Annotated in this window: 20 protein-coding genes; 17 read left to right on the top strand and 3 right to left on the bottom strand. The window is 59.9% G+C overall.

Features of this window, described 5'->3' with window-relative positions; genetic code table 11:
* The first annotated feature begins 71 nt into the window (after nt 1–71).
* The 4 genes from ccsB (at nt 72) to P0111_14605 (ending at nt 3,026) form a co-directional block, all read left to right on the top strand.
* Nucleotides 72–986: a c-type cytochrome biogenesis protein CcsB gene (ccsB, locus tag P0111_14620; GenBank protein MDF0645260.1), complete on the top strand. Its 915-nt coding sequence runs from the start codon at nt 72–74 to the stop codon at nt 984–986.
* A 122-nt stretch (nt 987–1,108) separates the two neighbouring features.
* The gene (locus P0111_14615; GenBank protein ID MDF0645259.1) at nt 1,109–1,732 is read left to right on the top strand and encodes a TlpA disulfide reductase family protein; all 624 of its coding nucleotides are present in this window, start codon (nt 1,109–1,111) and stop codon (nt 1,730–1,732) included.
* The gene (locus P0111_14610; GenBank protein MDF0645258.1) at nt 1,729–2,268 is read left to right on the top strand and encodes a TlpA disulfide reductase family protein; all 540 of its coding nucleotides are present in this window, start codon (nt 1,729–1,731) and stop codon (nt 2,266–2,268) included. The genes P0111_14615 and P0111_14610 overlap by 4 nt, the downstream gene beginning before the upstream one ends.
* Before the next feature lie 23 nt (nt 2,269–2,291).
* Complete coding sequence (locus tag P0111_14605) at nt 2,292–3,026, top strand: cytochrome c biogenesis protein CcdA (protein MDF0645257.1); 735 nt, start codon at nt 2,292–2,294, stop codon at nt 3,024–3,026.
* 369 nt (nt 3,027–3,395) lie between these two features.
* On the opposite strand, the gene bamD is transcribed toward P0111_14605, so the two are convergent.
* Nucleotides 3,396–4,334 carry an outer membrane protein assembly factor BamD gene (bamD, locus tag P0111_14600; protein ID MDF0645256.1) on the bottom strand — a complete coding sequence of 313 codons (939 nt, stop codon included), beginning with the start codon at nt 4,332–4,334 and terminating at the stop codon, nt 3,396–3,398.
* A gap of 162 nt (nt 4,335–4,496) precedes the next feature.
* On the opposite strand from bamD, the gene P0111_14595 reads away from it, so the two are divergent.
* The 3 genes from P0111_14595 to P0111_14585 all read left to right on the top strand — a co-directional run bounded on the left by P0111_14595 (nt 4,497) and on the right by P0111_14585 (nt 7,456).
* Nucleotides 4,497–5,489: a ketoacyl-ACP synthase III gene (locus P0111_14595; GenBank protein ID MDF0645255.1), complete on the top strand. Its 993-nt coding sequence runs from the start codon at nt 4,497–4,499 to the stop codon at nt 5,487–5,489.
* 96 nt (nt 5,490–5,585) lie between these two features.
* Entirely contained in the window at nt 5,586–6,203 is a 618-nt protein-coding gene (locus P0111_14590; GenBank protein ID MDF0645254.1) for a DUF47 family protein, read from the top strand.
* 257 nt (nt 6,204–6,460) lie between these two features.
* Nucleotides 6,461–7,456 carry an inorganic phosphate transporter gene (locus tag P0111_14585; protein MDF0645253.1) on the top strand — a complete coding sequence of 332 codons (996 nt, stop codon included), beginning with the start codon at nt 6,461–6,463 and terminating at the stop codon, nt 7,454–7,456.
* Here the strand turns inward: P0111_14585 and P0111_14580 are convergent.
* Nucleotides 7,429–9,291, bottom strand: a complete 1,863-nt coding sequence (locus tag P0111_14580) for an ATP-binding protein (protein MDF0645252.1) — start codon at nt 9,289–9,291, stop codon at nt 7,429–7,431. The genes P0111_14585 and P0111_14580 overlap by 28 nt on opposite strands.
* A gap of 50 nt (nt 9,292–9,341) precedes the next feature.
* On the bottom strand, nt 9,342–10,043 hold the full coding sequence (locus P0111_14575) for a response regulator transcription factor (protein MDF0645251.1): 702 nt from the start codon (nt 10,041–10,043) through the stop codon (nt 9,342–9,344).
* 178 nt (nt 10,044–10,221) lie between these two features.
* Between P0111_14575 and ispH the strand changes: the two genes are divergently transcribed.
* The 10 genes from ispH to dxs all read left to right on the top strand — a co-directional run bounded on the left by ispH (nt 10,222) and on the right by dxs (nt 24,300).
* Nucleotides 10,222–11,184: a 4-hydroxy-3-methylbut-2-enyl diphosphate reductase gene (gene ispH / locus P0111_14570; protein MDF0645250.1), complete on the top strand. Its 963-nt coding sequence runs from the start codon at nt 10,222–10,224 to the stop codon at nt 11,182–11,184.
* Between the two features lie 172 nt (nt 11,185–11,356).
* Nucleotides 11,357–15,010 carry a chromosome segregation protein SMC gene (gene smc / locus P0111_14565; GenBank protein ID MDF0645249.1) on the top strand — a complete coding sequence of 1,218 codons (3,654 nt, stop codon included), beginning with the start codon at nt 11,357–11,359 and terminating at the stop codon, nt 15,008–15,010.
* A 204-nt stretch (nt 15,011–15,214) separates the two neighbouring features.
* Nucleotides 15,215–17,392 (top strand): squalene--hopene cyclase, encoded by a 2,178-nt coding sequence (shc, locus tag P0111_14560; protein MDF0645248.1) that lies wholly within the window; start codon nt 15,215–15,217, stop codon nt 17,390–17,392.
* A 51-nt stretch (nt 17,393–17,443) separates the two neighbouring features.
* On the top strand, nt 17,444–18,223 hold the full coding sequence (locus P0111_14555) for a hypothetical protein (GenBank protein ID MDF0645247.1): 780 nt from the start codon (nt 17,444–17,446) through the stop codon (nt 18,221–18,223).
* Nucleotides 18,220–18,990, top strand: a complete 771-nt coding sequence (locus P0111_14550) for an ABC transporter permease (protein ID MDF0645246.1) — start codon at nt 18,220–18,222, stop codon at nt 18,988–18,990. The genes P0111_14555 and P0111_14550 overlap by 4 nt, the downstream gene beginning before the upstream one ends.
* Before the next feature lie 40 nt (nt 18,991–19,030).
* Nucleotides 19,031–19,786, top strand: coding sequence for an ATP-binding cassette domain-containing protein (locus tag P0111_14545; GenBank protein MDF0645245.1), 756 nt, complete (start codon nt 19,031–19,033; stop codon nt 19,784–19,786).
* Nucleotides 19,787–19,806: 20 nt separating this feature from the next.
* Entirely contained in the window at nt 19,807–20,250 is a 444-nt protein-coding gene (gene mlaD, locus P0111_14540) for an outer membrane lipid asymmetry maintenance protein MlaD (protein MDF0645244.1), read from the top strand.
* Between the two features lie 52 nt (nt 20,251–20,302).
* Nucleotides 20,303–20,941, top strand: coding sequence for an ABC transporter substrate-binding protein (locus P0111_14535; GenBank protein ID MDF0645243.1), 639 nt, complete (start codon nt 20,303–20,305; stop codon nt 20,939–20,941).
* A 20-nt stretch (nt 20,942–20,961) separates the two neighbouring features.
* On the top strand, nt 20,962–22,164 hold the full coding sequence (locus P0111_14530) for a BamA/TamA family outer membrane protein (protein MDF0645242.1): 1,203 nt from the start codon (nt 20,962–20,964) through the stop codon (nt 22,162–22,164).
* Nucleotides 22,165–22,350: 186 nt separating this feature from the next.
* Nucleotides 22,351–24,300, top strand: a complete 1,950-nt coding sequence (gene dxs, locus P0111_14525; protein ID MDF0645241.1) for a 1-deoxy-D-xylulose-5-phosphate synthase — start codon at nt 22,351–22,353, stop codon at nt 24,298–24,300.
* Nucleotides 24,301–24,314 lie beyond the last annotated feature (14 nt).

Below are 24,314 nucleotides of genomic sequence, written 5' to 3'. Positions count from 1 at the left end.
CTTCTTGGGTATCATGATGGTTGATGATGGGCGAGAGCGTCGTGAGTTGATTCGATAGACGGAGGCTGTGCATGGTCCGATCACTCTTTCTTTTCGACATGACATTTTGGCTTTACCTGGCGGCCCTGACCCTCTATGTGGCATATCTCTTTGCCAGACGTCCTGCCATGGCCTTAGCTCCTGCGGGCCACCCGTCGGAGGAGTTTGAGGACCGAGACGGCGCCTGGGCCGCTCAGTTGGGTCAGGTCGCTACGTTGGTCACCGTCTTCGGATGGCTCGTGAATACGGCGGCATTGCTGACCCGGGCCTTTGAACGGTTGGAGCATTCCGGCACCTTCGCACCCTGGTCCAATCAGTTCGAAGCGATGGCCTATGTCTCATGGGCCATCATCCTCGGCTATGTGTTGTTGGAGCTGCGGTATAAGATCAAGGCGATCGGAGCGTTCGTCGTCGGAATCGGGTTCATCGCCATGGGCGCGGCCTCGCTGTTGCCCTACCGCTACCAAACCGCCGAACCGCTCGTTCCGGCGCTCAACAGTTATTGGATTTACATTCATGTTTCCGTGACGCTGACGAGCTATGCGGCGTTTGCCATGGCCGGAGGCCTCGGGTTGATGTATCTGTTCAAAGAGCGGGCGGAACTCCGGGGTAGCCGATCCCGGTTTTACGCCGCGTTTCCAGACTTGGAAACCATCGATGAGCTGGGTTACAAGGCGATCATGATCGGATTTCCACTATTGGCCTTCGGCATCATCCTCGGGGCGATGTGGGCCAACTATGCCTGGGGCGGATACTGGAGTTGGGATCCGAAAGAGACCTGGTCGTTGATCGTGTGGCTCATCTACGGCGCCTACATTCATGCCCGCATGACCCGAGGTTGGGAAGGACGACGAGCCGCGATCTATGCGGTCTTCGGGTTCCTCATGGTGATCTTCTGTTTTTGGGGGGTCAACTTCCTCTTGTCGGGATTGCACGCCTACGCGTAGCGACAGGACACGAATCCCGGCTGCCGGCACCACGCTCGGTCGCCTACTCTTTCTGATGGCGGACGTCAGCTCACCGGTAAGACGGCTTGTCCGCACGCATCGCGCCGGTGAACCATGGAGGGATGCCCTTGCTTGATCAGCCGACTCCCGTGCCGATAGCCAAACCGAGTGCCCCGCGCCTGTTGATTCTGATTGCAGGGACGGTGATTCTCGTCCTGACATTCGCCATAGTCTGGCTGCAGAGCGCGAAGTACGAACTGCTGGTCGTGGGCAAGCCTGCTCCGGACTTCGCTTTGTCCGATCTCAATGATAAACCCTATCGGCTGTCTGATTTTCGCGGGAAGGTGGTGTTCCTGAATTTCTGGGCGACCTGGTGCAAACCATGCCGGGAAGAAATGCCCTCCATGGAGATTCTCAACAAGAATTTCGAGAAGGACGGCCTGGTCATTCTGGCCGTGAGCATCGATCGTGTAACGACGACGAGGGAAATCCCTCCGTTCGTCAAGGGACTGAATCTGACCTTTCCTGTGTTGATCGATTCCTGGGGCAAGACCGACAAACCGTACAAGCGAATGGGGGTGCCCGAGACGTTCATCATTGATCAAGAGGGTATCATCCGGGAAATCGTGATCGGACCCAGAGATTGGACGAGGCTGGACAGCCTGCAGGTGCTGACGAAATTACTCAATGTCACTCCCAAGGCGGCGGCTGTCGGGTCGGCCCGGCTTTCGAGCGTGAAGGGATGAAACGGACTGCCTTATCGCTGAGCTTCATGCTGCTGGCGTTTGCCGCCGCCGGACCATTATGTTCCGACGCCGGCCCGGTCGTTCCGGTCGCCAAGCGCAGCCTGGTGAAGCCAGGGGACGCGGCTCCGAATTTTCAGCTTCGGGATCTCGAGGGACGGATGATGGCGTTGTCGGACATGCGGGGGAAAGTCGTTCTTATCAATTTCTGGGCGACGTGGTGCGGCCCGTGTCGGGTGGAAATGCCGGCCATGGAACAACTCTACCGGTCCTATTCCCGCAATGACTTCGAGATTTTGGCCGTCTCCACGGATCCTCAGGGCGTGGCGGTCACCAGGCCGTTCCAGCAGGAAAATCGATTGACGTTTCCCATTCTGCACGACGCCGAATATCGTATAGGGCTTGTGTACGGGGCACGCAGTCTTCCCATGACGTTCATGATCGATCGTCAGGGGGTCGTGCGGCATCAAATCTTCGGCGCGCGTGACTGGGCCGCACCTGAGGCCCACCAGCTGATCGATATGTTGCTGAAGGCATAGTCAGGGCTGCCTTGTCCCAGTCGATGTCAAATATCTCGCTGATTGCGGCCTTCTCCGCCGGGCTCCTATCCTTCGTCTCGCCCTGCGTCTTGCCGCTGGTGCCTTCCTATATTTCTTACATCACGGGGCTTTCAATCGAACAACTGACCGATGCCGGCACAAGATCTCGTTTCCGTACGGCGATCGTTGCCAACGCCCTGTTGTTCATCGCGGGCTTTTCAGTCGTCTTTATCGCATTCGGGGCGTCTGCGAGCTTCGTCGGACAACTGTTGATCACGTATCAGGACCATATCCGGCGCATCGGCGGCGTGTTGATCGTCGTGTTCGGTCTCTACCTGTTGGGCATCCTGAACATCAATTTTCTTCAGATGGAACATCGCTTTCAGTTTCGCAACCGGCCGGTCGGCTATGCCGGCTCCTTCCTGATCGGGATCGCCTTTGCGGCCGGGTGGACTCCTTGCGTCGGACCGGTGCTGGGCACAATCCTTCTCTATGCGAGCACCACCGACTCGCTCATGACCGGCGTGTTGCTGTTGACCAGCTATTCGTTGGGGCTGGGGCTTCCCTTATTTCTGACGGCCCTGGGCGTCGACCGGTTCCTTGCGTATTTCAAACAAGCGCGCGCCTATCTGTGGGGAGTCTCCACCGTGAGCGGTGTGCTGTTGGTCGTCGTGGGTGTCATGATCTATGCGAATTCGCTGACCATGATTACCAGCTTTCTGGAGCGGTACGGCATCGGCTGGTATCTCGGCCAGTGACGGGTGTTGAAACAGATCTTCGGTGTCGTTCTCACCTCGCTCGGACGCTCGATCCTTCCCTCAATCACCGCTTATCCGCAAGACCACCGAAGCGCTTCTTGATTCCGTTCCGATGAATCCTCAGAACTCTTCACGAGTGCTTTCACGCGAGAACCTCTCTCAAGATGGGTGTTCCGGTCAGAACCGGTCATGCCCGCGAAAACGGGCATCCTGAGTGACCTGAAAAGTCTGGATTCCCGCCGGCGCGGCAATGACGACAACAGATCCCATCCCGTCATGAACGAATTTTGAGATAGGGTCTAGTCAAACGTTTGATCGAAAAGGCTGCAGCGAGAGAGGAGCCGACGTTCAAGTTGTTCGGTCAACCTGCTAGCACCAGGCCCCGAGCCGACAATTGACGAAGGACTCTGTCAGCGAACTGGCTGATGGGATCTGAATGGATCCGGCTGAAGGAGAGGAACTGAGGCTGTTGGCCAGAACAGAGGAGCTTGCTGAGGCGGTCGGGATCGTACCGTCCGGTGATGGAGAAGCGGAGGCCGGTTTCTGGGCCACCACCGGAGCGGATTTCGGCGTCCCGATCTTGGCCAGGAGGCTGGCGCCATCACGCGAGTGCTGAGCGTTCGGATACTTTTGCGCTAGCAGCGTCAACTTGTCGCTGGCCCAATCGTCGGCGCCCATTTCGTGATAGCTCAGAGCGAGGAAATAGAGGGCATCCGGCGCGACAGATTTATCGGGATAGAGCTGCATGATCTGTTCAAACCGATGTGCGGCGGCCAAGTACGAACCACGGCGATAGTAAAATTGTCCGACGAACAGGTGCATCTGGGCGAGAAGATCGTGGCATTCCCGAACCTTCTGCGTGGCTTGGCTGTCGTAGCGGCTGCCCGGATAGTCTCGGCGTAATCGATCGAAGGATTCGATGGCCTTTTGGATCGGTTCGGGGTCGCGCTCGATGCCCTTGGCCCGCCTCATCTGACTCTCACCGATGCGGAATGCGGCATAGGAAGCCAACTGATGGTTCCGATGGAGGTCGAGAAAGTGGTTATACTCGACGATTGCCTCGGCATATTCTTCCTTCTCAAAGAAGGCCTCGCCGCGTTTCATGATCACGTTCGGATCGTAATTCTTCTCGATCGTATCCCCGAGAAAGATCGACTCGTCAGTCCCGCTGATGGCCTTCTTCGCGGCCTGATCTCCGTTCTTGGGCGAGTTGGAACAGCCCACCAGCAGGCCGACCACGATGACGGGAAAGAGGATCCGTAGCCCATCACCTGCCAAACCACGGAGATTGCTGCTCAATCGTCGCATCTGCACCTCAGTACCGTCAGGCTCTGTCACCGATCCTGACACAAGTCCGTTGTAACAGGAGATCTGGTCAATTGCAACGAAGTGAGACGAGTTGACCCATTGGGCACCGAGACCTATAATCCCGCAGCTTATGCGACGCCTTCCATACAATCGCGGCGAGTCATGATCCGCACCAGGATTGTCGGAACCGGCTCTTACCTGCCCGAGCGGGTGGTATCGAATGCGGAGGCAGCTGGTACGCTCGGAATTGCCCCCTCCATGGTCACCCGCCTCACCGGCATCGTCGAGCGACGATGGGCCGATCCATCCCAGGCATCGTCGGACCTAGCTGTGGAGGCCTGCCGGCGGGCGATGGACGCTGCGGGGATCAACCAGTCTGCGATCGAAGCCATTGTTCTCTCGACGACTTCACCGGATATGGCTTTCCCCTCGACCGCCTGCCTGCTGCAACGCAAGCTGGGCTGCCCAGGAGGACCCGCCTTTGATCTGTCTGCCTCCTGCTCGGGCTTTCTCTATGGTCTGTCGATGGGGGATGCCATGATTCGAAGCGGCCAACTGACCCAATGCTTGGTCGTAGCGGCCGAGGTCAAGTCACGGACCCTTGATCCCGACGATGCCCACACGGCACTTCTGTTCGGCGACGGAGCCGGTGCGGTCGTGGTGCGAGCCGAGCATGGCGCAAGCCGACCCGACCGAGGCATCCAGGGCCTGCGGATACATGCCGAAGGCGCCCAGCATGACTTGATTCGGATACCGGTTGGCGGTTCGCGCATGCCGGCGACGGAGGCGACCTTCAGCAGGCCGGGCACGACGCTCCGCATGCGAGGAGGTCCGCTGTTCCGGTTGGCCGTCAAGAAATTGGACCAGGCGATCCGGGACTTACTGAAGGAATTCGGTGTGACTCTGGACGACGTGGCCTACCTGGTCCTGCACCAGGCAAACGGGCGGATCCTGTCCAGCCTCACGGCCAAGCTTGGGCTCCCGGCTTCGAAAATCTGCTCGGTGATCGAGCGTCTGGGCAATACCTCATCCGCCTCGGTGCCGATCGCGCTGGATCATGCCGTCCGTGCCGGTCGAATCGCGCCACAGGATTTGGTCGTGCTGGGAAGTTTTGGCGGCGGAATCACATGGGCGACGGGACTGATTCGGTGGTAGCCGACAGCGGGAGGCGACGGCCGCATTCTCGTCGAGTCGAGGGGAAGGTATTCTGAGCGGGCGACGGCGATTGATCAGCGGAGGAGCGGACCAGCTATGTTCGGACTGATTCCACGGGAGGAAGCCTTCTTCGAGCTATTCAAGAAGGCGGCGCACAACATGATCGAGGGGAGCCGGCTCTTGGCCGCGATGATGAAGGACCTGCGTTCGCCGGTCGAGCAGGCCAGGCGCATCAAAGAAGTCGAGCATGTCGGAGACGGCATTACGCACGATATTGCGCTCCGCCTCAACCAGACGTTCATTACGCCGATCGACCGCGAGGATATCCATGATCTCGCCAGTGCGCTGGACGACATTCTTGATGTGGCCGAAGCGATCGCCGACCGCTTCGTCCTCTACAAGGTGACCAAGCCGACCGAGATGGCCGTCAAGCTGGCCGACATCTTGTACCAGGCGTCGGTGGCGGTCGGGCAGGGTGTAGACCGGCTTGGGATGGCTCATCCGGACGTGAAGGAATGCAGCGTGCAGGTCAACAGTCTGGAGAACGAAGCGGACCGCGTCTCCCGCGACGCCATCTCCGAGCTGTTCGACAAAGAAACGGATCCGATAGCCGTCATCAAATGGAAAGAGATCTATGAAGGATTCGAGGCCGGCACCGACCGCTGCGAAGACGTAGCCAACATTCTGGAACGGATCTCATTGAAACACCACTAGGAGTCTGTCCGAGTAATCCTTCGTAGCGGGGCAAAGGAGGTGCGGGCAGATGCAAGGCCGCAGGCCCGGAAAAACCGGAGGCGTATTCGCTGGAATACATTGAGGATTTTTTCGGGCCGAGCACGATGCAGATGCCTGCAGATCGTTTGCCGCAGTAGAATGGCATTACTCGGACGGACTCCTAGATCAACCACGGACCGTGATGCGCGCGATGATAGAAGCCACCCCGATCGCCTGACCTCCCCCCTGACGACGTCATGATGCTGGAACTCAACGGAATGTTGCTCCTGGTCGTCCTGCTCGCGCTGCTGTTCGACTTTTCGAACGGGTGGCACGACAGCGCCAACGCCATCGCCACGGTCGTTTCCACCAGAGTGGTGAGTCCGCTTGTCGCGGTCATCGGAGCCGGCATCCTGAATATCGCCGGCGCGTTCATGTCCACCGCCGTCGCCAAGATGGTCGGCTCGGGCATCGTGGATCCCTCGACGGTCACGCAGCAGATGGTGGCGTCGGCGCTGGCCGGCGCCATCTTGTGGAACCTATTCACCTTGTTGCTCGGGCTGCCCACCAGTTCGTCCCACGCTTTGATCGGCGGCATGGTGGGAGCGGCTGTGACGCACGGCGGGTGGGACACCGTCAAACTCTCGGGTCTTCGATCCGTGCTGGAGGCCATGGTCCTGTCTCCCTTCTTCGGCTTTGCCATCGGCCTCTCGCTGATGGTCCTGATCAGCTGGCTGTTTTTTCGTGTTCCTCGGGGAATGGCGACCAAGATTTTCAAACGCCTGCAACTACTGTCGGCCTGTTTCATGGCGTTCAGCCACGGCGCGAATGATGCGCAAAAAGCGATGGGCATCATCACGCTCGCGCTGCTTTCGGCCGGTCAGATCCAATCCCACGAGGTGCCCGGCTGGGTCATCGGCACCTGTGCAGTGGCCATGGGGCTGGGAACGGCCGCAGGCGGCTGGAGAATCGTCCGTACTCTCGGGATGGGCATCGTCAAGTTGGAGCCGGTGCATGGATTCGCGGCGGAAACGGGGGCGGCCGCGGTCCTCATGGTCACAGCCCACATCGGCTTACCTGTGAGTACGACCCATACCATCACCTCGTCGGTGATGGGAGTCGGAGCTATCAAACGTCTGTCCGCGGTTCGTTGGGGGGTGACTCGGCGCATCCTCTATGCCTGGCTCTTCACGTTGCCCGGCGCCGCCATCCTCTCCTCAGTGATTTACTTAGTGGGGGCGAGATTGGGATGACTCGTCGACCGGTCCGTAGGCTGGACCGGAAGGCGGACGACGAACCGGCTGCCGCACGGACGGTTTCCCTCGGCCCATACCTGCCCTCCATGCCCTTCGACGATGTGTCTCGCGATCGCCAAGCCGAGTCCGGTGCCTCCCATCTCCCGTGAACGGGCTTTATCGACGCGATAGAAGCGCTCGAACACCCGGGGCCGATCCGACTCCGGAATACCGATACCGCTGTCTGCGACGCTAATCTCGAGACTCTCGGATTTCACGCCCGTCGGCGGTTCGCCGGACGCGATGCGGCGGGCGGCGACCGTGATGCTCCCTCCTTCCGGTGTGTACTTGATGGCGTTATCGAGCAGATTCGACAGGACTTGACCCAACCGTTCTTCATCGCCGTTGACCAGGGGGAGTCCGGAAGGAATGTCCAGCACGAGGCGATGCCCCTTCTTGCCGGCGAGGGGACGCATCATGGCCATCGTGCGCTCGACGATCGCCTCGACTTGCAAGGGCTCGTGCCGGAGGAGCACCTGTCCGGACTCGATTTTCGACAATTGCAGCAAGTCGTCCAAAATCAGGTTCAGACGGTCGCTTTGCTTCAGGATGATATCCAGAAACTTGGCGCTGGTGTCCGGATCGTCCTTTCCGCCGTCCAGCAACGCTTCGACGTAGCCTTTGATCGACGTCAGTGGGGTCCGCAGTTCGTGGGACACATTGGCCACGAAGTCCTTGCGGATCTTTTCGAGCCGCCTGAGTTCGGTGATGTCGTGAAACACCAAGACGGCGCAGGCTTCGTTTTCCTGCTCGCCCCCGGCCACGGACGCTTCGATGTGCAGGCAGCGCCCGTTGGGACTCAAGAGAATTTCATCCTCCTGTCCGATCCTGGTGTTCAACACGGTGGACACCAACACCGCCAGGTGAGGATGGCCGAACACGTCGGAAAATTCACGTCCCCTGGCTTCCGCTCTGGTGACGTTGAACATACGCTCCAGCGCGGGGTTAACTTGGAGCACCCGTCCTCGGTAGTCCAGGACCATGACCCCTTCCACCATCGACGTCAACATGGCAAGGAGCTGGGAGCGGTCTTCCGACACTTCTTCGATCTTCGCGCGTAATTCGTCCGCCATGTGATTGAGCGTTTCGCCAAGCAGCCCCGCTTCGTCACGTGAGGTGACCTGAATGCGGGCGGCTGCATCGCCGTCCGCCATTCGGCGGGCCGCGGCTGCCATATCCGATAGGGGTTTCGTCAAGCTGCGTGCCAGCAGGAGGCTCACTCCAACGGCGACCAGAAAGGCGCTCCCGAAAGCCAACATCAGATGGTGTCGGAGCTGCGAGAACTCCCCTTCCAGCGTCGCGATCGGAAGCCCGAGGCGGAGCACGACCGAGGTTTTGCCGTCGCGTTCGGTGAGCAGGATCGCGTGATATAGCGTGCGTTCTCCGGTGGTCTGGCTTGTACGCAGATCGCTGCCGCTCCCCTGAGCCAGAGCCTGTTCGACTTCCGGTCTGGTCCGATGGTTCTCGACTCCCGGCAGGCTTTCGCTAGAAACCACACTGTCGGCCAGCACTCGGCCGTCGGGAGCGATCAGCGTAATCCGTGCCACAGCCTCGACGCCCAATTCCCGAATGAGGGCTTGGAACGACGGATCGGTGAAATCCAGGGCAGGGGACAGCAGCAAAGGCCGCAATTCGTGGGCTACCAGCTCGGAGCGGACGTCGAGATTTCTGTAGGATTGCGCCAGTTCCTGCCGCTCGAGCGACCGCTCAGCCAGGGCCCCCGCCATCGCAAAGCCGCAGGCCAGGGCGAACAGCGTGGCGAGCGTGACTTTCCATCGGATGGAAAGGTTCATAGTGGCGGCGGCACACGCCGGTGGAGCCGCTTCATCTCCATGGAGTACCCTCAGTCTTCCTCTCTCAATTTGTAGCCGAGGGACTTGACGGACAGGATCGCCTGGTCGAGCAGCGGGATCTTCTGTTTGAGGCGCCGGATGTGGACGTCGACGGTTCTGGTCGTGCCGAAGTAATCGTAGCCCCACACCGTGTTCAGCAGCACCTCTCTCGTCAGCACGCGACCCGGATTCCGAAGCAGATGTTCCAACAAGCCGAACTCCTTGGCGGTGAGCGGCACTTCCCTGTCGTCGTTGGTCACCTCGTGCCGCGCCAGGTCCATGACCACATTGCCGTAGCGATAGACGGTCTCGTGCTGATTCTGGCTGCGGTCGAGACGGCGGAACAAGGCCTTGATCCGCGCCACGAGTGCTTTGGGACTGAAGGGTTTCGTCACGTAGTCGTCGGCGCCCAGTTCGAGACCGATGACGGTGTCGGATTCCTCCGCTTTGGCCGTGAGCATAATGATCGGGACCATCGCCGTGTCCGGTGCGGAACGGAGTCTCTTGCAGACCTCAAGTCCGTCGATCTCCGGCAGCATCAGATCGAGCACCACCAGATCGGGCTTTTCCTGTTTCACGGACTTCAGGGCATCCGTTCCCGTCGCCGCGGTCAGGGTACGGAACCCCTCCTTGTCGAGATAGAGCTTGACCAGCTGGAGTATGTCTTTTTCGTCCTCGACGATGAGAATCTTTCTGGGGGTGGCTTGGGCCATGGGAAATGGGCTCAGCCTACGGGGGAGGGGTAAGCCTGTCAAGGTGGGATAGGGAGCCGAATCCTCGAGGATGAGACGAGAGATCTCACGCCATATCTGTTGACGACCGCCCGACCTCTGACGTATGGTGCAGAGGGGCTTATATCGTTCGGTTGCGCGTGAAGGAGCAGGCACGGTCATGAAAATTTATCTGGCTAATCCACGTGGGTTCTGCGCCGGCGTCGATCGGGCGATCGACATCGTCGATCTGTCGTTGCGCAAATACGGGGCGCCGATCTATGTCCGCCACGAAATCGTCCATAGCCGGCATGTCGTGAACTCGTTACGCCAGAAAGGCGCGGTCTTTGTCGAGGAACTGAACGAAGTGCCCGAGGGCTCCGTGGTGATCTTCAGCGCCCACGGCGTGGCCAAATCCGTGTGGGAGGAAGCCAATCGGCGGCGTCTCCACGTCATCGATGCCACCTGTCCATTGGTCATCAAGGTCCACAATGAGGTGAATCGGGACTATACGCAGGGGTACGATTTGATCCTGATCGGCCATGCGGGGCATCCGGAAGTGATCGGTACATTGGGTCAGATTCCGGACAAATTCCACCTGGTCTCGTCGGTCGAAGATGTCGAGAAGCTTCAGGTGGACAACGTCCACTCCCTGTCCTACGTCACACAGACCACGTTGAGCGTCGATGAATGCCGCGACATCGTGGGAGCGTTGCACCGCCGATTTCCTCATATCAAGGGACCGCATCAGGAAGATATCTGTTATGCTACCCAGAACCGGCAGAACGCCGTCAAGGAACTGTCCAAGCTGGTGGACGTGATTCTGGTGATCGGCTCGCCCAACAGCTCCAATTCCAATCGTCTACGTGAGTTGGGTGAGCATTGCGGGATCGCCTCCTATCTGATCGACTCCGCTTCCGACATCAATCCGGCCTGGCTCGACGGCGTCAAGGCCGTGGGCATTACGGCCGGTGCGTCCGCGCCGGAAGTGCTGGTCGCCGAAGTCGTCGCCTATTTGAAGACCTACGGGACTGCGGAAGTCGAAGATCTGACCGTGATTGAGGAAGACGTGGAATTCTTGTTGCCCAAGGAACTGATCACGATTGAGTCCTCCAAGCCATCGGTCACGGCTTCCACCAGATAGTCCTTGTCTGCCTCCCTCGCCTTCCTCATGCTCTCCCAAATCTTGTGGGGACGTCCTCGGACGCCCACTACAGGCGGTGTTTTTCTTTGATTCCATCGGGTGGCTGTGATACAACGCTGACCCGTGCGATCTCCCAGGCCATCGGACACATCACTCACAGAAGGAGCAGGGCATGTATCTCAAGTCGCTTGAGATGTCGGGGTTCAAGTCCTTCGCGGAGGCGAAGATTGAGTTTCCTGAGGGGGTGACCGCCATCGTCGGGCCGAACGGAAGCGGGAAGAGCAACGTGGTCGACGCCATCCTGTGGGTGTTGGGCGAGCAGAGCACAAAGACCCTCCGAAGCGAAAAAATGGAGGATGTCATTTTCAACGGAACGGAGTTGCGGAAGCCGTTGGGCATGGCGGAGGTCTCGCTGGTGATCGGCGGACTCGACCACATCAAGGTGGATCCGCTCTCGGGACTCACTAGTCAACTCGCGGAATATCAGGAGTTGATGATCACGCGTCGCTTGTATCGAAACGGTGACAGCGAATATTTGATCAACAAAACGGCATGCCGTCTGAAGGACATTCGCAGCGCGCTGCTCGATACGAGGGCGGGAACCAAAGGCCATACGGTCATCGCTCAGGGACAGATCGACCAGATTCTCAATGCTTCTCCGCAGGACCGCAGGGAGTTGATCGAGGAAACGGCCGGGATCGTCCGCTACAAGAAGCAGAAGGCGGAGGCGCTGCGCAAACTCGAGGCGACCCAGCAGAATCTGTTGCGCGTCCGAGACATCATCGGCGAAGTCAAGAAGCAATTGAACTCGCTGGAGCGGCAGGCCCGGCAAGCTCGCTCCTATCAGGTCTTGCAGCAGGAGGCGCGCTCGCTGGAAATCGCGTTGCTCACGAACGAATACCGCGCGTTGCGGACCGTGATTGCCGATATTGAGAAGGAACTGGGTCTGTTGACCGAGCGGGAATCCGAACAGGCCTCGGAACAAGCAAAGCTCAACGTGGAGTTGGAGCGCGTCAGACTGGCGATGGCTGAGGCCGGCGACGGCGCAAACCGGCTCAGGGAAGAGTTGGCTCGTCTCGAGCAACAACAGGCTCAGGCTCTGACGTCCGCGGAAGTCGAGCGCCATCGTAGCGAGCTCTATGAGCAGCAGCGAACGCACGGCGCCTCCGAGCTGGAGCGCGTCAAGCAGGAGCAGGAGCATCTGGTGTCCGCCGAGACGGCTCTGGAGCACACGCTCGAGACGCTGGCCCGGGAACTGCTCGAACAGGAGCAGACCCTCGCGGGCGTCGATCAAGAGATGAAGGCTCTGACGCACCAGCGCACAGGGACGGTTCAAGAGGAAGAGCGGGCGCGTGTGGACGTCATGAACCTTGCCGTACTGGTGGCGAACGCCGAGCAAACTCTGTCTCAGCTGACGGTGCGAAGCGAGGAGATCGCTCAACGGGAACATCGCTTGGGCCGGGAGCGTGAGGAACTGGACGGCCAACGTCAGGTTGCCGCGCAGAAACGTCGACTGCTTCTCGAATCCTGCGAGGAGGCAAAGCACACGGTGGGCGCGCTGCGGGAACAGCAGCGGGCGGTGGAGGAAGCGGTCGCACGCAGTGCCGCGTCGCTGGTGGACGTTGATCAGCACCTGTCGCGCGAATCGGAGGAATTGGCTGCCGCGGACTCCCATTGGCGCGCCCTGCAAGGGGTATTGCGCGAAGACATGGGCTATGGCCGATCGGGAGACGAAGAAGCGACGGCCTTGAAGGCCTGCGAGGGTGTGCATGAGGCGATTGCGGAGTGGTTGGAAATTCCGGCGGAATTGGATCGCGCCGTGGAAGCGTGGCTGGGAGAGCGCGTGCGCGGGTGGTTGGTGGACGGTCCCGCCGCCGCCTGTCGGGCCATTGAATTTCTATCGGGAAAGGACCTCGGGCGAGGCACGTTTATTCCGCACTCCCCGCGATGGAGGGCGTCTGCCGATGACTGGTGGCAGGCCCTGGCGGGCCGGAGAGGTGTCATCGGCCGCGCAGCGGATCTGATCTCGGTGCAGCCGTCCCGTGCGGCGGCACGCGATTACCTGTTCGACCGTGTGGTCTTCGTGGAAACCCTGCAGGATGCGCTGAGCCAGTGGGACGCGCTCGCTGCAGAGAGCGGCGGGCCGGTGTTCGTCACCAAGGCGGGCGAGATAGTGGATGCCGCCGGAGCCATCACCGGAGGTCAAACGGGTCCGACGGGCGGTCTGTTGCAGCGCCGCCGCGAGGTGTTGAACCTGGAAGCTCGCCGGGCCGAATTGACCCAGGCCGTGGAGGAGGGGCGGCAGCGGCGGGAGCAACTCGTCACGGAAGGGCAGCAGTTGCGCGATGAAGCCAGACGCCTGGCCGATTTGCTGCGAGAGGCCGAAATGAGCGGCCTTTCCCTCCAGAAGGATGAGGCGGGACTGGAGCAGGTCCTCGGAGATCTGATTCGCCGCATCGAGGCGCTCACCGAGGAGGCTCAGCGGAATTCGGGCGAAGTGCAGCGACTCCAGCAGGAAGCGCGGGTGGGCGCCGCGCAGCTGCAACAGTGGATGGCGGAAAAGGCCGGTCAGGAGCGCAGCCTTGCGCAGGTTCGGGCTCGCCTCGTGCACATCGAGGAGGATGTACAAGGACTTCAACAGCGACTGACGGCGGCGCAGCTCTCCGTGCAAGGCAATCGCACGACCGGTGATCATCATCGGCGGGACCTGCAGCGGATTCGACAACAACGGCAGGAAGGGCTTGCCCGCATCGAGAGCTTCGTTCAACAATTGGCTTCGCTCGAAGCGTCACTGACCCAGAGCCGGGAGGAGCGGCTGCGGTACGAGGAACTCTGCCGTGAGCTGGGCGGGGCGGTCGACCGAGTGAAGGCGGACGTCGTACAGGCACAGGAACAGCAAGCGCAAAACCTGGCGCACGCGCATGATATCGAAGTGGATCTGGAGCGCGTGCGTGAAGTCATGGCGTCGCTGCGCGAAAGCCGTCTGGCGAGCGAGGTGAGGCGTGCCGAGGTCCGTACTCAGCTGGGGACGGTCGAGTCCACGCTGGCCGGGACTTACCAAGTAGATCTGTCCACGCTCTCCGAGCCCATTCCGGCAGCGGAGGAGGGTACCGCTTCGCAACCAGCGGCTGTCGGCTCCGACGACGACCTCAGGCAGCAGCTGAAAAAGATTCGAGAACGACTCGATCGCATGGGGCCGATCAATCTGGCTGCGATCAGCGAGCACGAGGAGCTGGAAACACGGCATCAATTTCTTTCGACCCAAGAGCAGGATCTGTCGACCTCTATGGCGTCGTTGAAGGAAATCATCCAACGGATCAACCGTACGACCAAAGACATGTTCGCTTCGACGTTCGCGGAATTACAGGAGCAATTTGGTGTGGTCTTCTCCAAGTTCTTTCCGGGCGGCCGGGCGGAGCTGCAGTTGGTCGATGCGACGATAGGCGAGGGAACGGACGAAAAGAGACCGCCGGATGATCCCGGCGTGGAGATCGTCGCCCAGCCGCCCGGGAAACGTTTGAAAAACATCACGATGTTGTCGGGAGGAGAGAAGACGCTGACGGCGATGGCCCTGTTGTTCGCGAGCTTTCTGATCAGGCCGACGCCATTCTGCATTCTGGACGAAATCGACGCGCCGCTCGACGAGGAAAACATCGGACGATTTACCGGCGTTCTGCGGGAGCTGGCTCGGGAAGCGCAATTCATGGTCATTACTCACAACAAGCGAACCATGGCGATCGCCGATTCGCTCTTCGGCGTGACGATGGAAGAGCCGGGGATCTCGAAGCTTGTCTCAGTCCGACTGGCGGATTTGCAGCCGGCATGAGGTTGAAATCCGGAGAAGAAATTCGCTGAAAACATTCGTACTTCAGAGCACTTCGGTCGTCTGTTGCTTGACTTCGCCTGGGGCGTCTGTTATATCCGCAACCATTGAGTCTTCAACCTACGTGTAGGCGGTCCGGTGGGCAGTTCGTAGGGTGATGAGCGGTCATACCGGGCCCGCCGGGTGTATTTCCCTGACACAACCACGATGAACATTCTTCGCACGTTACTGGATCGCCTCTCTGATAGTCTGTTCATCTCCGTACCGGAGAAGATCGGGCTCGCGCGAGACCTCTCCTCGACGCCGCCATTGCGGCTCATTTCCGACAAGTCGATGCCCGCATCAGCTACGGACACGTTCGGCCGGCGCATGGCCGGTCAAACCGGAAGCCAGCTGGATGCGCTCGACGAGGCGATCAAGCGCAGTCAGAGTTGGTTCCTCTCGCGACAACACCCGTCGGAAGGGTATTGGGTCGCGGAGCTCGAAGCGGATACGACGCTGACGTCCGAATACCTGATGTTGCGGCGGTTTCTTGATCGCGTCGATCCGGAGCGCGAGCGCAAGGCCGTGCGCTATCTGCGTTCCGCGCAGTTGTCCGACGGCGGCTGGCCGATCTACCACGGCGGACCGTCGGAAATCAGCGCATCCGTCAAGGCATATTTTGCCCTCAAGATGTCCGGAGTCTCCGCCGAAGAGCCGTACATGATTCGGGCTCGGAACCGCATTCTGGCAATGGGCGGCGTGGTGCAGGCGAATGTGTTCACCAAAATCACGTTGGCCTTGTTCGATCAGTACGATTGGCAGGGAGTTCCGAGCATGCCGCCGGAGATTATGCTCCTGCCGAAACGGTTCTATTTCAGCATCTATGCCATTTCCTATTGGTCGCGCGCCGTGCTCATTCCCCTGTTGATCGTCTTTGCCCATCAGCCGGTTTGCCGCCTTCCCAAGGAACAGGGTATTGACGAACTGTTCGTCACGCCTCGTCCCGCCATCCGGTACCGGCAGTTTCCTCCCTTCAACAAGGATCAAGGATGGTTCACTCCGCATAACGTGTTCGTCGTCCTCGACGCCGTCTTGAAACTCTATGACCGGATGCCCCTCGCGTGGGTGCGAGAGAAAGCGTTGCACCGCGCGGCCGGTTGGATGTTGGAGCACATGAAGGGAAGCGGAGGATTGGGGGCGATCTACCCGGCGATGGCGAATTCGATCGTCGCGTTGCGATGCCTCGGATACCAGGTCGACGATCCGCTGATTCAGAAGGCGCTGCGCGAGATCGAGGAACTGGAAATTCACGATTCGGTGACGGTGAGTGAACAACGCGTCGACGCCATGCATCTGCAGCCTTGCCACTCACCCATCTGGGATACGTCGCTGTTGATGAATGCGCTGATTGAAAGCGGAATGGCGCCGGACCACCTTCCGTTGCAGCGCGCGGCGCGGTATCTCATGTCCCGGCAGACGAAGACGGTGGGCGATTGGAAGTTCTCCTCGCCCTACGCAGAGCCGGGCGGTTGGTATTTTCAGCACGAGAACGAGCTGTACCCGGACGTGGACGATTCTGCGGTTGTGCTCATGGCGCTGGCGAAAGTCCGCATTCCCGAAGCCGCCGACCTCGAGAATTCCATCAAGCGCGGGGCGTCGTGGGTTCTGGCCATGCAGGGATCGGATGGAGGTTGGGGTGCGTACGACAAGGACAACAACCGCATTGTCTTCAATTACATTCCGTTTGCCGATCACCATGCCTTATTGGATCCGAGCACGTCGGATTTGACCGGACGGTGCCTCGAAATGCTCGGAGCCCTGGGCTACGACCAATCCCATCCGGCCGTCGCACCGGCGCTGGCCTTCCTCAAGCGGGAGCAAGAACAAGACGGGAGTTGGTACGGCCGATGGGGTGTCAATTACATCTACGGAACCTGGTCGGTGCTGGCCGGCCTTCGAGCCATCGGAGAAGATCTTTCACAGCCATACATCCGTCGCGCGGTGGCGTGGCTGGAATCCAAGCAGAATCCGGACGGAGGGTGGGGAGAATCCTGCCTCTCGTATGCTGAGGAGGCGTCGGCCGGCAGAGGTGACAGCACTCCCTCGCAGACTGCCTGGGCCGTTATGGGCCTGATGTCCGTCGGTATGACCGATTCGTTCAGTGTCGCCAGAGGTATTCAATACCTGCTCCGGCACCAGTCGAAAGACGGTTCATGGGAGGAGGTGTGTCATACCGGCACGGGATTCCCTCGCGTGTTCTATCTTCGATATCACTGGTATTGCCAATATTTTCCCCTGTGGGCCTTGGCGATGTATCGCAATCTCCGGACACGGGGAAAAATGCGGGCCGATGAAGTCAGACAGCACGTGCTGTCTCACGGGTCCTATCGGTCCCATATGTGATCACCACGAAGCGGTGGCCGTCGGTCGTGAACGCTCCTGTCCGGGTGCATCGTGAAGCCCGTCGCAATTTTTGCTGCAACTCGATGGGAACTCCGCGCCATCCATCGTGCCTTTCCGACCGCCCGCGCTGCCACCCTCGCCGGCCTACGCTGTTTAGCGGACGAACGGGCTGGTCACTCGTATCGGCTCATTCAAACCGGGGTCGGGCCTGAGTCGGCCACAAGGGTTGCCAAGGCCGTCATGGACGCACAAGCGATGGAATCGATCATTTCCGCCGGATTTGCCTGCGCGTTGGTGCCGGCTCAGGTCGGAGATCTTATGATCGGCACACAAAGCGTTTCTGCGCGCTCGAAAGACAACTGGGAGGTCCAGAACAACGTCATTGCCTGCGATGACGAGTTGAAAGAGCGGATGCGCGCGCTGGCGCGGGAAGCGGGCCTGCCCGTACAGACCGGCCGGTTCGTCTCGGTGCCGATCGTGGTGGGGCAAGCCCAGGAGAAGCGCCGCCTTTCTCGATCGGCGGATGCGGTCGCCCTCGATATGGAGAGCCAGGCGCTCGGCGCCGTGGCGTGGCAACGAGGTGTCCCGTTTGCCATCATCCGGACAGTGTCCGATCTTCTCGATGAGGATCTCCCGCTCGACTTCAATCAGTTTCTCAGACCGCTGGGATGGCCCAAGGGATTGCGACAGGTGCTCGCCCATCCCGGCAGTCTTGCCGGCCTGAATCGGCTGAGAAAACAGAGCGGTCTGGCGGCGGAGAGACTCACCGCTCTCTTTGTCCGCTACGCGGCCAGCCGACCTCACAGCCGGAAAATCGAGACCCTCTCGTGAACCGCTTGGTCGAACGGATGGGAGCCCGAGCACTGGCGATGGTCGGTGAAATGGGCCGCATGCTGCTCTTCGTGACTTCGTCCTTTGCGTGGCTCGCTAGGCCGCCGTTTCGGCCGATACAAGTCGTCAAGCAGCTGCACTTCGTCGGATACAAGTCCATGTTCGTCGTTGTGTTGACCGCGGGCTTCACGGGCATGGTGTTGGCCCTGCAGGGGTACTACACCTTGCGTAAGTTCGGCTCGGAAGGATTGCTCGGCTCCGCCGTCGCGCTCAGCATGATCCGTGAACTGGGACCGGTGCTGGCCGCCTTGATGGTTACGGCGCGGGCCGGTTCCGCGATGACCGCCGAGATCGGCATCATGAGGATCACCGAGCAGATTGACGCGATGGATACGATGGCCATCAATCCGCTCCAATACTTGATCGCTCCGAAGCTGCTGGCCGGTCTGATCGGCGTCCCGTTGCTCGTCGCGATTTTCGACGTGGTGGGGATTTACGGCGGATATCTGGTCGGTGTGGAGTTGCTGGGGGGTAACGGCGGCGCGTACTGGAACTCGATCGAGTCCGCCGTCGAATGGAAAGATGTGTACGGAGGCATCCTGAAGTCGATCAGCTTCGGGCTGATCGTGAGTTGGATTTGCTGTTACAAGGGATTTTTCACCAGGCACAGCGCCGAAGGGTTAGGCTCGGCGACGACGGAGGCGGTGGTCCTCTCTTCCGTGTTGATTCTGGTATGGGATTACTTCTTGACCTCGGTGTTGTTGTGATGGGTCGCCGGGCGGTTCCGGCGATCCGCTTGCGTGAGAGATGATCAGACTCGTCGGGGTGGAAAAGACGTTGGGCGGACAGCGGGTCCTGCAGGGCCTCGACTTCTCCGTGCCGGAGGGACAGCTCACGACGGTGATCGGGCGCAGCGGAGAAGGTAAAAGCGTGCTTCTCAAGCACATGATCGGATTGATGCAGCCGGATCGAGGCGAAGTCTGGGTGGGAGATGTGGAAATTTCCCGCTTGAAAGGCAAACGGTTGAACGACGTCCGGAAGCGATTTTCCATGCTCTTTCAGGGCGCGGCCTTGTTCGACTCCCTCTCCGTCTTCGAGAATGTCGCCTTTCCCCTCAGGGAGAAGCTCCAGATGAAGGGACCGGAGGTGTCCCGGCGGGTCGAGGAGAAATTGGAGCAGGTCGGGTTGAAAGGCATGGGGCACAAATATCCGGCCGAACTCAGCGGCGGCATGAGGAAACGGGCCGGGCTCGCGCGTGCCCTGGTCATGGAGCCGGAGATCATTCTGTTCGATGAACCGACGACCGGCCTCGATCCGTTGATGGCGAAATCCATTCATGACCTCATCGTCTCGATGCAACGCCGGTTCCGGTTCACGGCCGTCATGGTCAGCCATGAGATTCCGGAAGTCTTCGGCATTTCCGACTGGGTTGCAATGCTGCAGCGGGGGAAAATCGCCGCCATGGCTCCGGCTGCGGAGTTTGTACGGACCGACGATCAGGAGATTCAGGAGTTCATCACCGCCGGAGGCACCCTGGCCTTGCCGAAGGCGGTGGCCGGATAAGACGGAGGAGTACGCGTCCCATGGAGAAAGCCAAGCTCGAACTGGTCGTGGGAGTATTTGTACTGATAGGGATCGTCTGCCTCGGCTATCTGTCGATCAAACTAGGGAAGTTGGAATTGGTCGGCGGAAACGTCTATGAGGTCGTGGCGCAGTTCAATTCCGCATCGGGACTGAAGCCGGGATCGGCCGTCGAAATCGCCGGCGTCGAAGTCGGGAGAGTGCGCAGCATCGTCCTGCAAGACGATCGCGCGTCGGTCACCTTGGCGGTTCATGACGATGTTAAGCTGTACAGCGATACGATCGCGTCCATCAAGACCAGGGGCATCATCGGCGAGAAGTTTCTCGCGCTGTCACCCGGCGGCGGCGGTGATGCCTTGAAGGCGGGAGACACGATCCGCGATACGGAGTCCGGACTGGACTTGGAAGAACTGGTCAGCCAGTATGTGCACGGGAAGGTCAACTGAGACGTCGCCAGGATATTCCGGCGAAGCGGTCGCGCAGATGGAGACGGACCACATGCCACATTTCATAGAGCGGTTGAGGAGAATCGGTTTCGTGATGGGGCTGAGCGTCGCGCTGACGGCCATGGTCGTCGGAGTCGGTCTCCGTCCTGCTGCGGCCGGGGGCGCCACCGAAGCCATGAAATCGACGATCGACGAGGTGCTGAAGATCCTGGGGGACAAGGAACTCAAGCAGCCGGAGAAAGCCGCGCAGCGGCGGAAGATGCTGGAAAAGGTCGTCGGCGACCGGTTTGACTATGGCGAGATGTCCAGGCGGTCGCTGGGGGCCACGTGGACGGGTTTGTCCGCCGCCGAACGGGAGGAGTTCGTCGATCTCTTCCAGACCCTGTTGGTCAATACCTACGCCGAGAAAGTCGAAACGTATTCCGGTGAAGGCGTCCACTACATCAACGAACGCATGGAGAAGGACTATGCCGAGGTACGGACCAAGGTCCTGACCGGGAAGACGGAGATACCGCTGGACTATCGATTGCTGTACCGAGATTCCGTCTGGCGGGTCTACGACGTCGTGGTGGATGGAATCAGTCTCGTCAACAATTATCGCGGCCAGTTCAGCAAGATCCTCAAGAATGGAACCTTTGGCGAGCTCATCGACCAGCTTCGGAAGAAGTCGGAAAAAATCCGAACCTCATAGCGGTTCGCTGTCGAACGCTCATGACGACCCTGCGCGGCATTGTGGTGTTCTGTGCATATCTGCTCGCGGGAGCCGCAGTCGTCCGGGTTGATCCAGCCAGTGCGGACACCCAGCTCTTTCCCATTCCCTCCGTTTCTACGACCAAGAACGACGGAAACAGCGCGGGGTTGATCGTTCCCATCCTGGTCACCGATCCGGACGGCGAACTCAAGTATCTCATGGCCCCCATGCTGATCCGAAATTCCATCGTCGGTTGGCAGGGGACCGTCAACATGTTCCGCTACGATACGGGTGGACGGCAGCTGCACTTCATCGCGTCGATTTCCGAGAAGATCGAACGGAAGCTCTACTTCAATTACACGGATCCGGCGTTCAGCAATGGGAGATACTTTTTGAACGTCGGAGCCACCTACTTCAAGAACGCGACGGCCCGTTTTTTCGGGCTCGGGCAGACGACGACGGAGGGTGACCAAACCAACTACACGGCAAAGGAAAGTCGCGCCAACTGGCGCTTCGGCATCTACGCCAACGAAGTGACCCAGATCGCCATCAGCCAGCGATTTCGCGCGGTGCAACTTCAACTGGGTGCGACCGACCTGCCTTTTACAGGAGACGTCTACCCCACGGTTCCCGGCGTCCAAGGGGAGACGTATATTCTCGGGAACCGCGCCACTTTTTATTACGATACGCGTAACAGCCTCATATCCCCGACCGACGGCATGGCCGTAATGGCCTATGCGGAACTCAACAATAATTTCCGCAACGGTGATCACCCGATCTATTCGCGGTATGAATTCGAGGTCAAGAAATTGTTTCCCAGTGAATCGAAGCGCGCGATCCTGGTCGTGCGGGCCGATCTGCAGGCGACGATCGGTGAGCAGGTTCCGTTCTTCGAACAAAGCTCGTTGGGGGGGCAGAACAATTTGCGGGGGTACGGGGTGGATCGCTACATCGACAAGAATCTCGTCGCACTCAGTCTGGAGGAGCGCATCCACCTGATCAGAATGAAAGTGGCGGGGGTGACGGCGGATTTCGAAGTCGCGCCGTTTTTGGACACCGGCCAGGTCTTCGACAGCTTCAAGGACGTCAGTTTCAAGGATTATCGGATGACACCGGGGATGGGGTTTCGCGGCATCGTCCGGCCGAACGTCGTCGGCCGCATCGACTACGGATACAGCAAGGAAGGAGGGGCCATCTTCGCCGGTCTGGATTTCCCCTATTGATCGGTCTCTCCGGACGAATTGCAGGCGGAGCCGGTTGTCGAGATAGCGAGCTAACTGCTTGACACTAGAGGGATTCTATGGGACACTGACAAACGCTAGCATGCAAGCCGGTTGACTGCTTCGCCCGAGCCTCTCTATCCGCCTATTCGCGTTGAGCACGACTTCACGCAAAAGGAGCATCTGCTTATGTCGATCTTGAAGACGATTCACAGTCCCGCCGATCTGAAACGGCTTCCACCTTCGAAGTTTCCGGCCCTGTGCCGGGAATTACGCGAGCAGATCATCGGTGTGGTGTCCAGCGTCGGGGGGCACCTTGCCTCCAATCTCGGAGTCATCGAACTCACCGTCGCCTTGCATTACCTGTTGGACACACCCGAAGATAAGATCGTCTGGGACACCAGCAACCAAGCCTACGCCCACAAGCTGCTGACGGGCCGTCGGGAGCAGTTCCATACGCTGCGGCAGTACGGAGGCCTCAGCGGATTTTGCAAGCGCGAGGAGAGCGCCTATGACACGTTCAACGCGGGACACGCCGGCACCGGCGTTTCCGCGGCATACGGGATGGTCGAAGCCAGGGAGCAACTGGGACACAAGCACAAGGTCGTCTGTGTCGTCGGTGACGGGGCCATGACGGCGGGTATGACCCTCGAAGCCCTTCATCATGCAGGAGGGCTGAATAAAGACTTCGTGGTGATCCTGAACGACAATCAAATGTCGATTTCGAAGAACGTCGGAGCCATCTCGTCCTACTTGAACCGGACCTTCACCGGCGAGTTCTATACCAAGATGCGCGAGGAAACCGAACAGCTGCTGAGCAAGATTCCCCACATCGGTCAGGATATGCAGAAGCTGGCGCGTCGCGCAGAAGAGCTGGCGCGGGGCGCGATTCTGCCCGGACTGTTGTTCGAGGAACTCGGGTTCCGTTATGCCGGTCCGATTGATGGACACAACTTCGAGCATCTGCTGCCGACGTTGGAGAACGTGTTGCGTATGAAAGGCCCGGTCCTGCTCCACGTCATCACCAAGAAGGGACTCGGTTATGAACCGGCCGTGCAAAATCCCGTCTGGTTCCATGCGTGCCCGCCGTTCGTCCGCGAAAGCGGAGTTCCGGCCAAAAAGGCGGCGCGCCCGTCTTACACCCAGATCGCCATCGATTCCCTCGTGAAGTTGGCCCGACAGGACAGCCGGATCGTCGCGATCACGGCGGCGATGTGCGAGGGCACGGGGCTCAACGCGTTTGAGAAGGAATTCCCCGAACGCCTATACGACGTGGGCATTGCCGAACAGCACGCGGTGACCTTTGCCGCGGGACTGGCTGCCGAAGGCATGCGTCCGGTAGTCGCGATGTATGCCACGTTTCTGCAGCGCGCCTACGATCAGGTCGTTCATGACGTCGCCACGCAAAACTTGCCTGTAACGTTCTGCATCGATCGTGGGGGTCTGGTCGCGGAGGATGGGACGACGCACCATGGGGCCTTCGACTTCGCGTATCTGCGGCACATGCCCAACATGGTCGTGATGGCTCCCAAGGACGAAAATGAATTGCAACACATGCTCAAGACCTGTCTTCAGTACGACGGTCCCGCCTCGGTGCGGTATCCTCGGGGCGTGAGTCTCGGCGTGCCGATGGACCCGGCTCCTGCCGCGTTGCCGATCGGGAAGGGCGAGCTGCTGCGAGACGGCGACGACGTTGCCATCGTGGCGGTCGGCGTTGCAGTTTGGCAGGCGGCCAAGGCGGCGGAGCGGCTGGCTGAAGAAGGGATTTCGACAGCAGTGGTCAATGCGCGGTTCGTCAAGCCGCTGGACCAAGAGCTGATCGTGAGCGTAGCCAAACGGGTCCGGTATGTCGTGACTGTCGAGGAAGGCTGCAAGATGGGCGGATTTGGATCGGCGGTACTTGAAGCGTTGTCGGATGCCGGCGTGACGGGCGTCAGGACCAAAATTCTCGGCCTGCCGGATTGGTACATCGAGCAGGGACCGCAGGATCTTCTGCGTGAGCGATACGGCCTGACGGCCGAGGGGATCTACGGCAGCGTCAAAGATCTGATCGGCGTCGGGACGGGACAGGCTGTGAAGGAAGGCGCACTATCCGTGTCGTTGACCCATTTGCCTCACGGCGACGAGCAGGGCAGCTAGCCGCGCAGACGCGA

The organism is Nitrospira sp., assembly GCA_029194535.1.
Lineage (GTDB): Bacteria > Nitrospirota > Nitrospiria > Nitrospirales > Nitrospiraceae > Nitrospira_C.
Note: the sequence above shows the minus strand (reverse complement) of the source record. Positions and strands in the feature narration are given on the sequence as shown.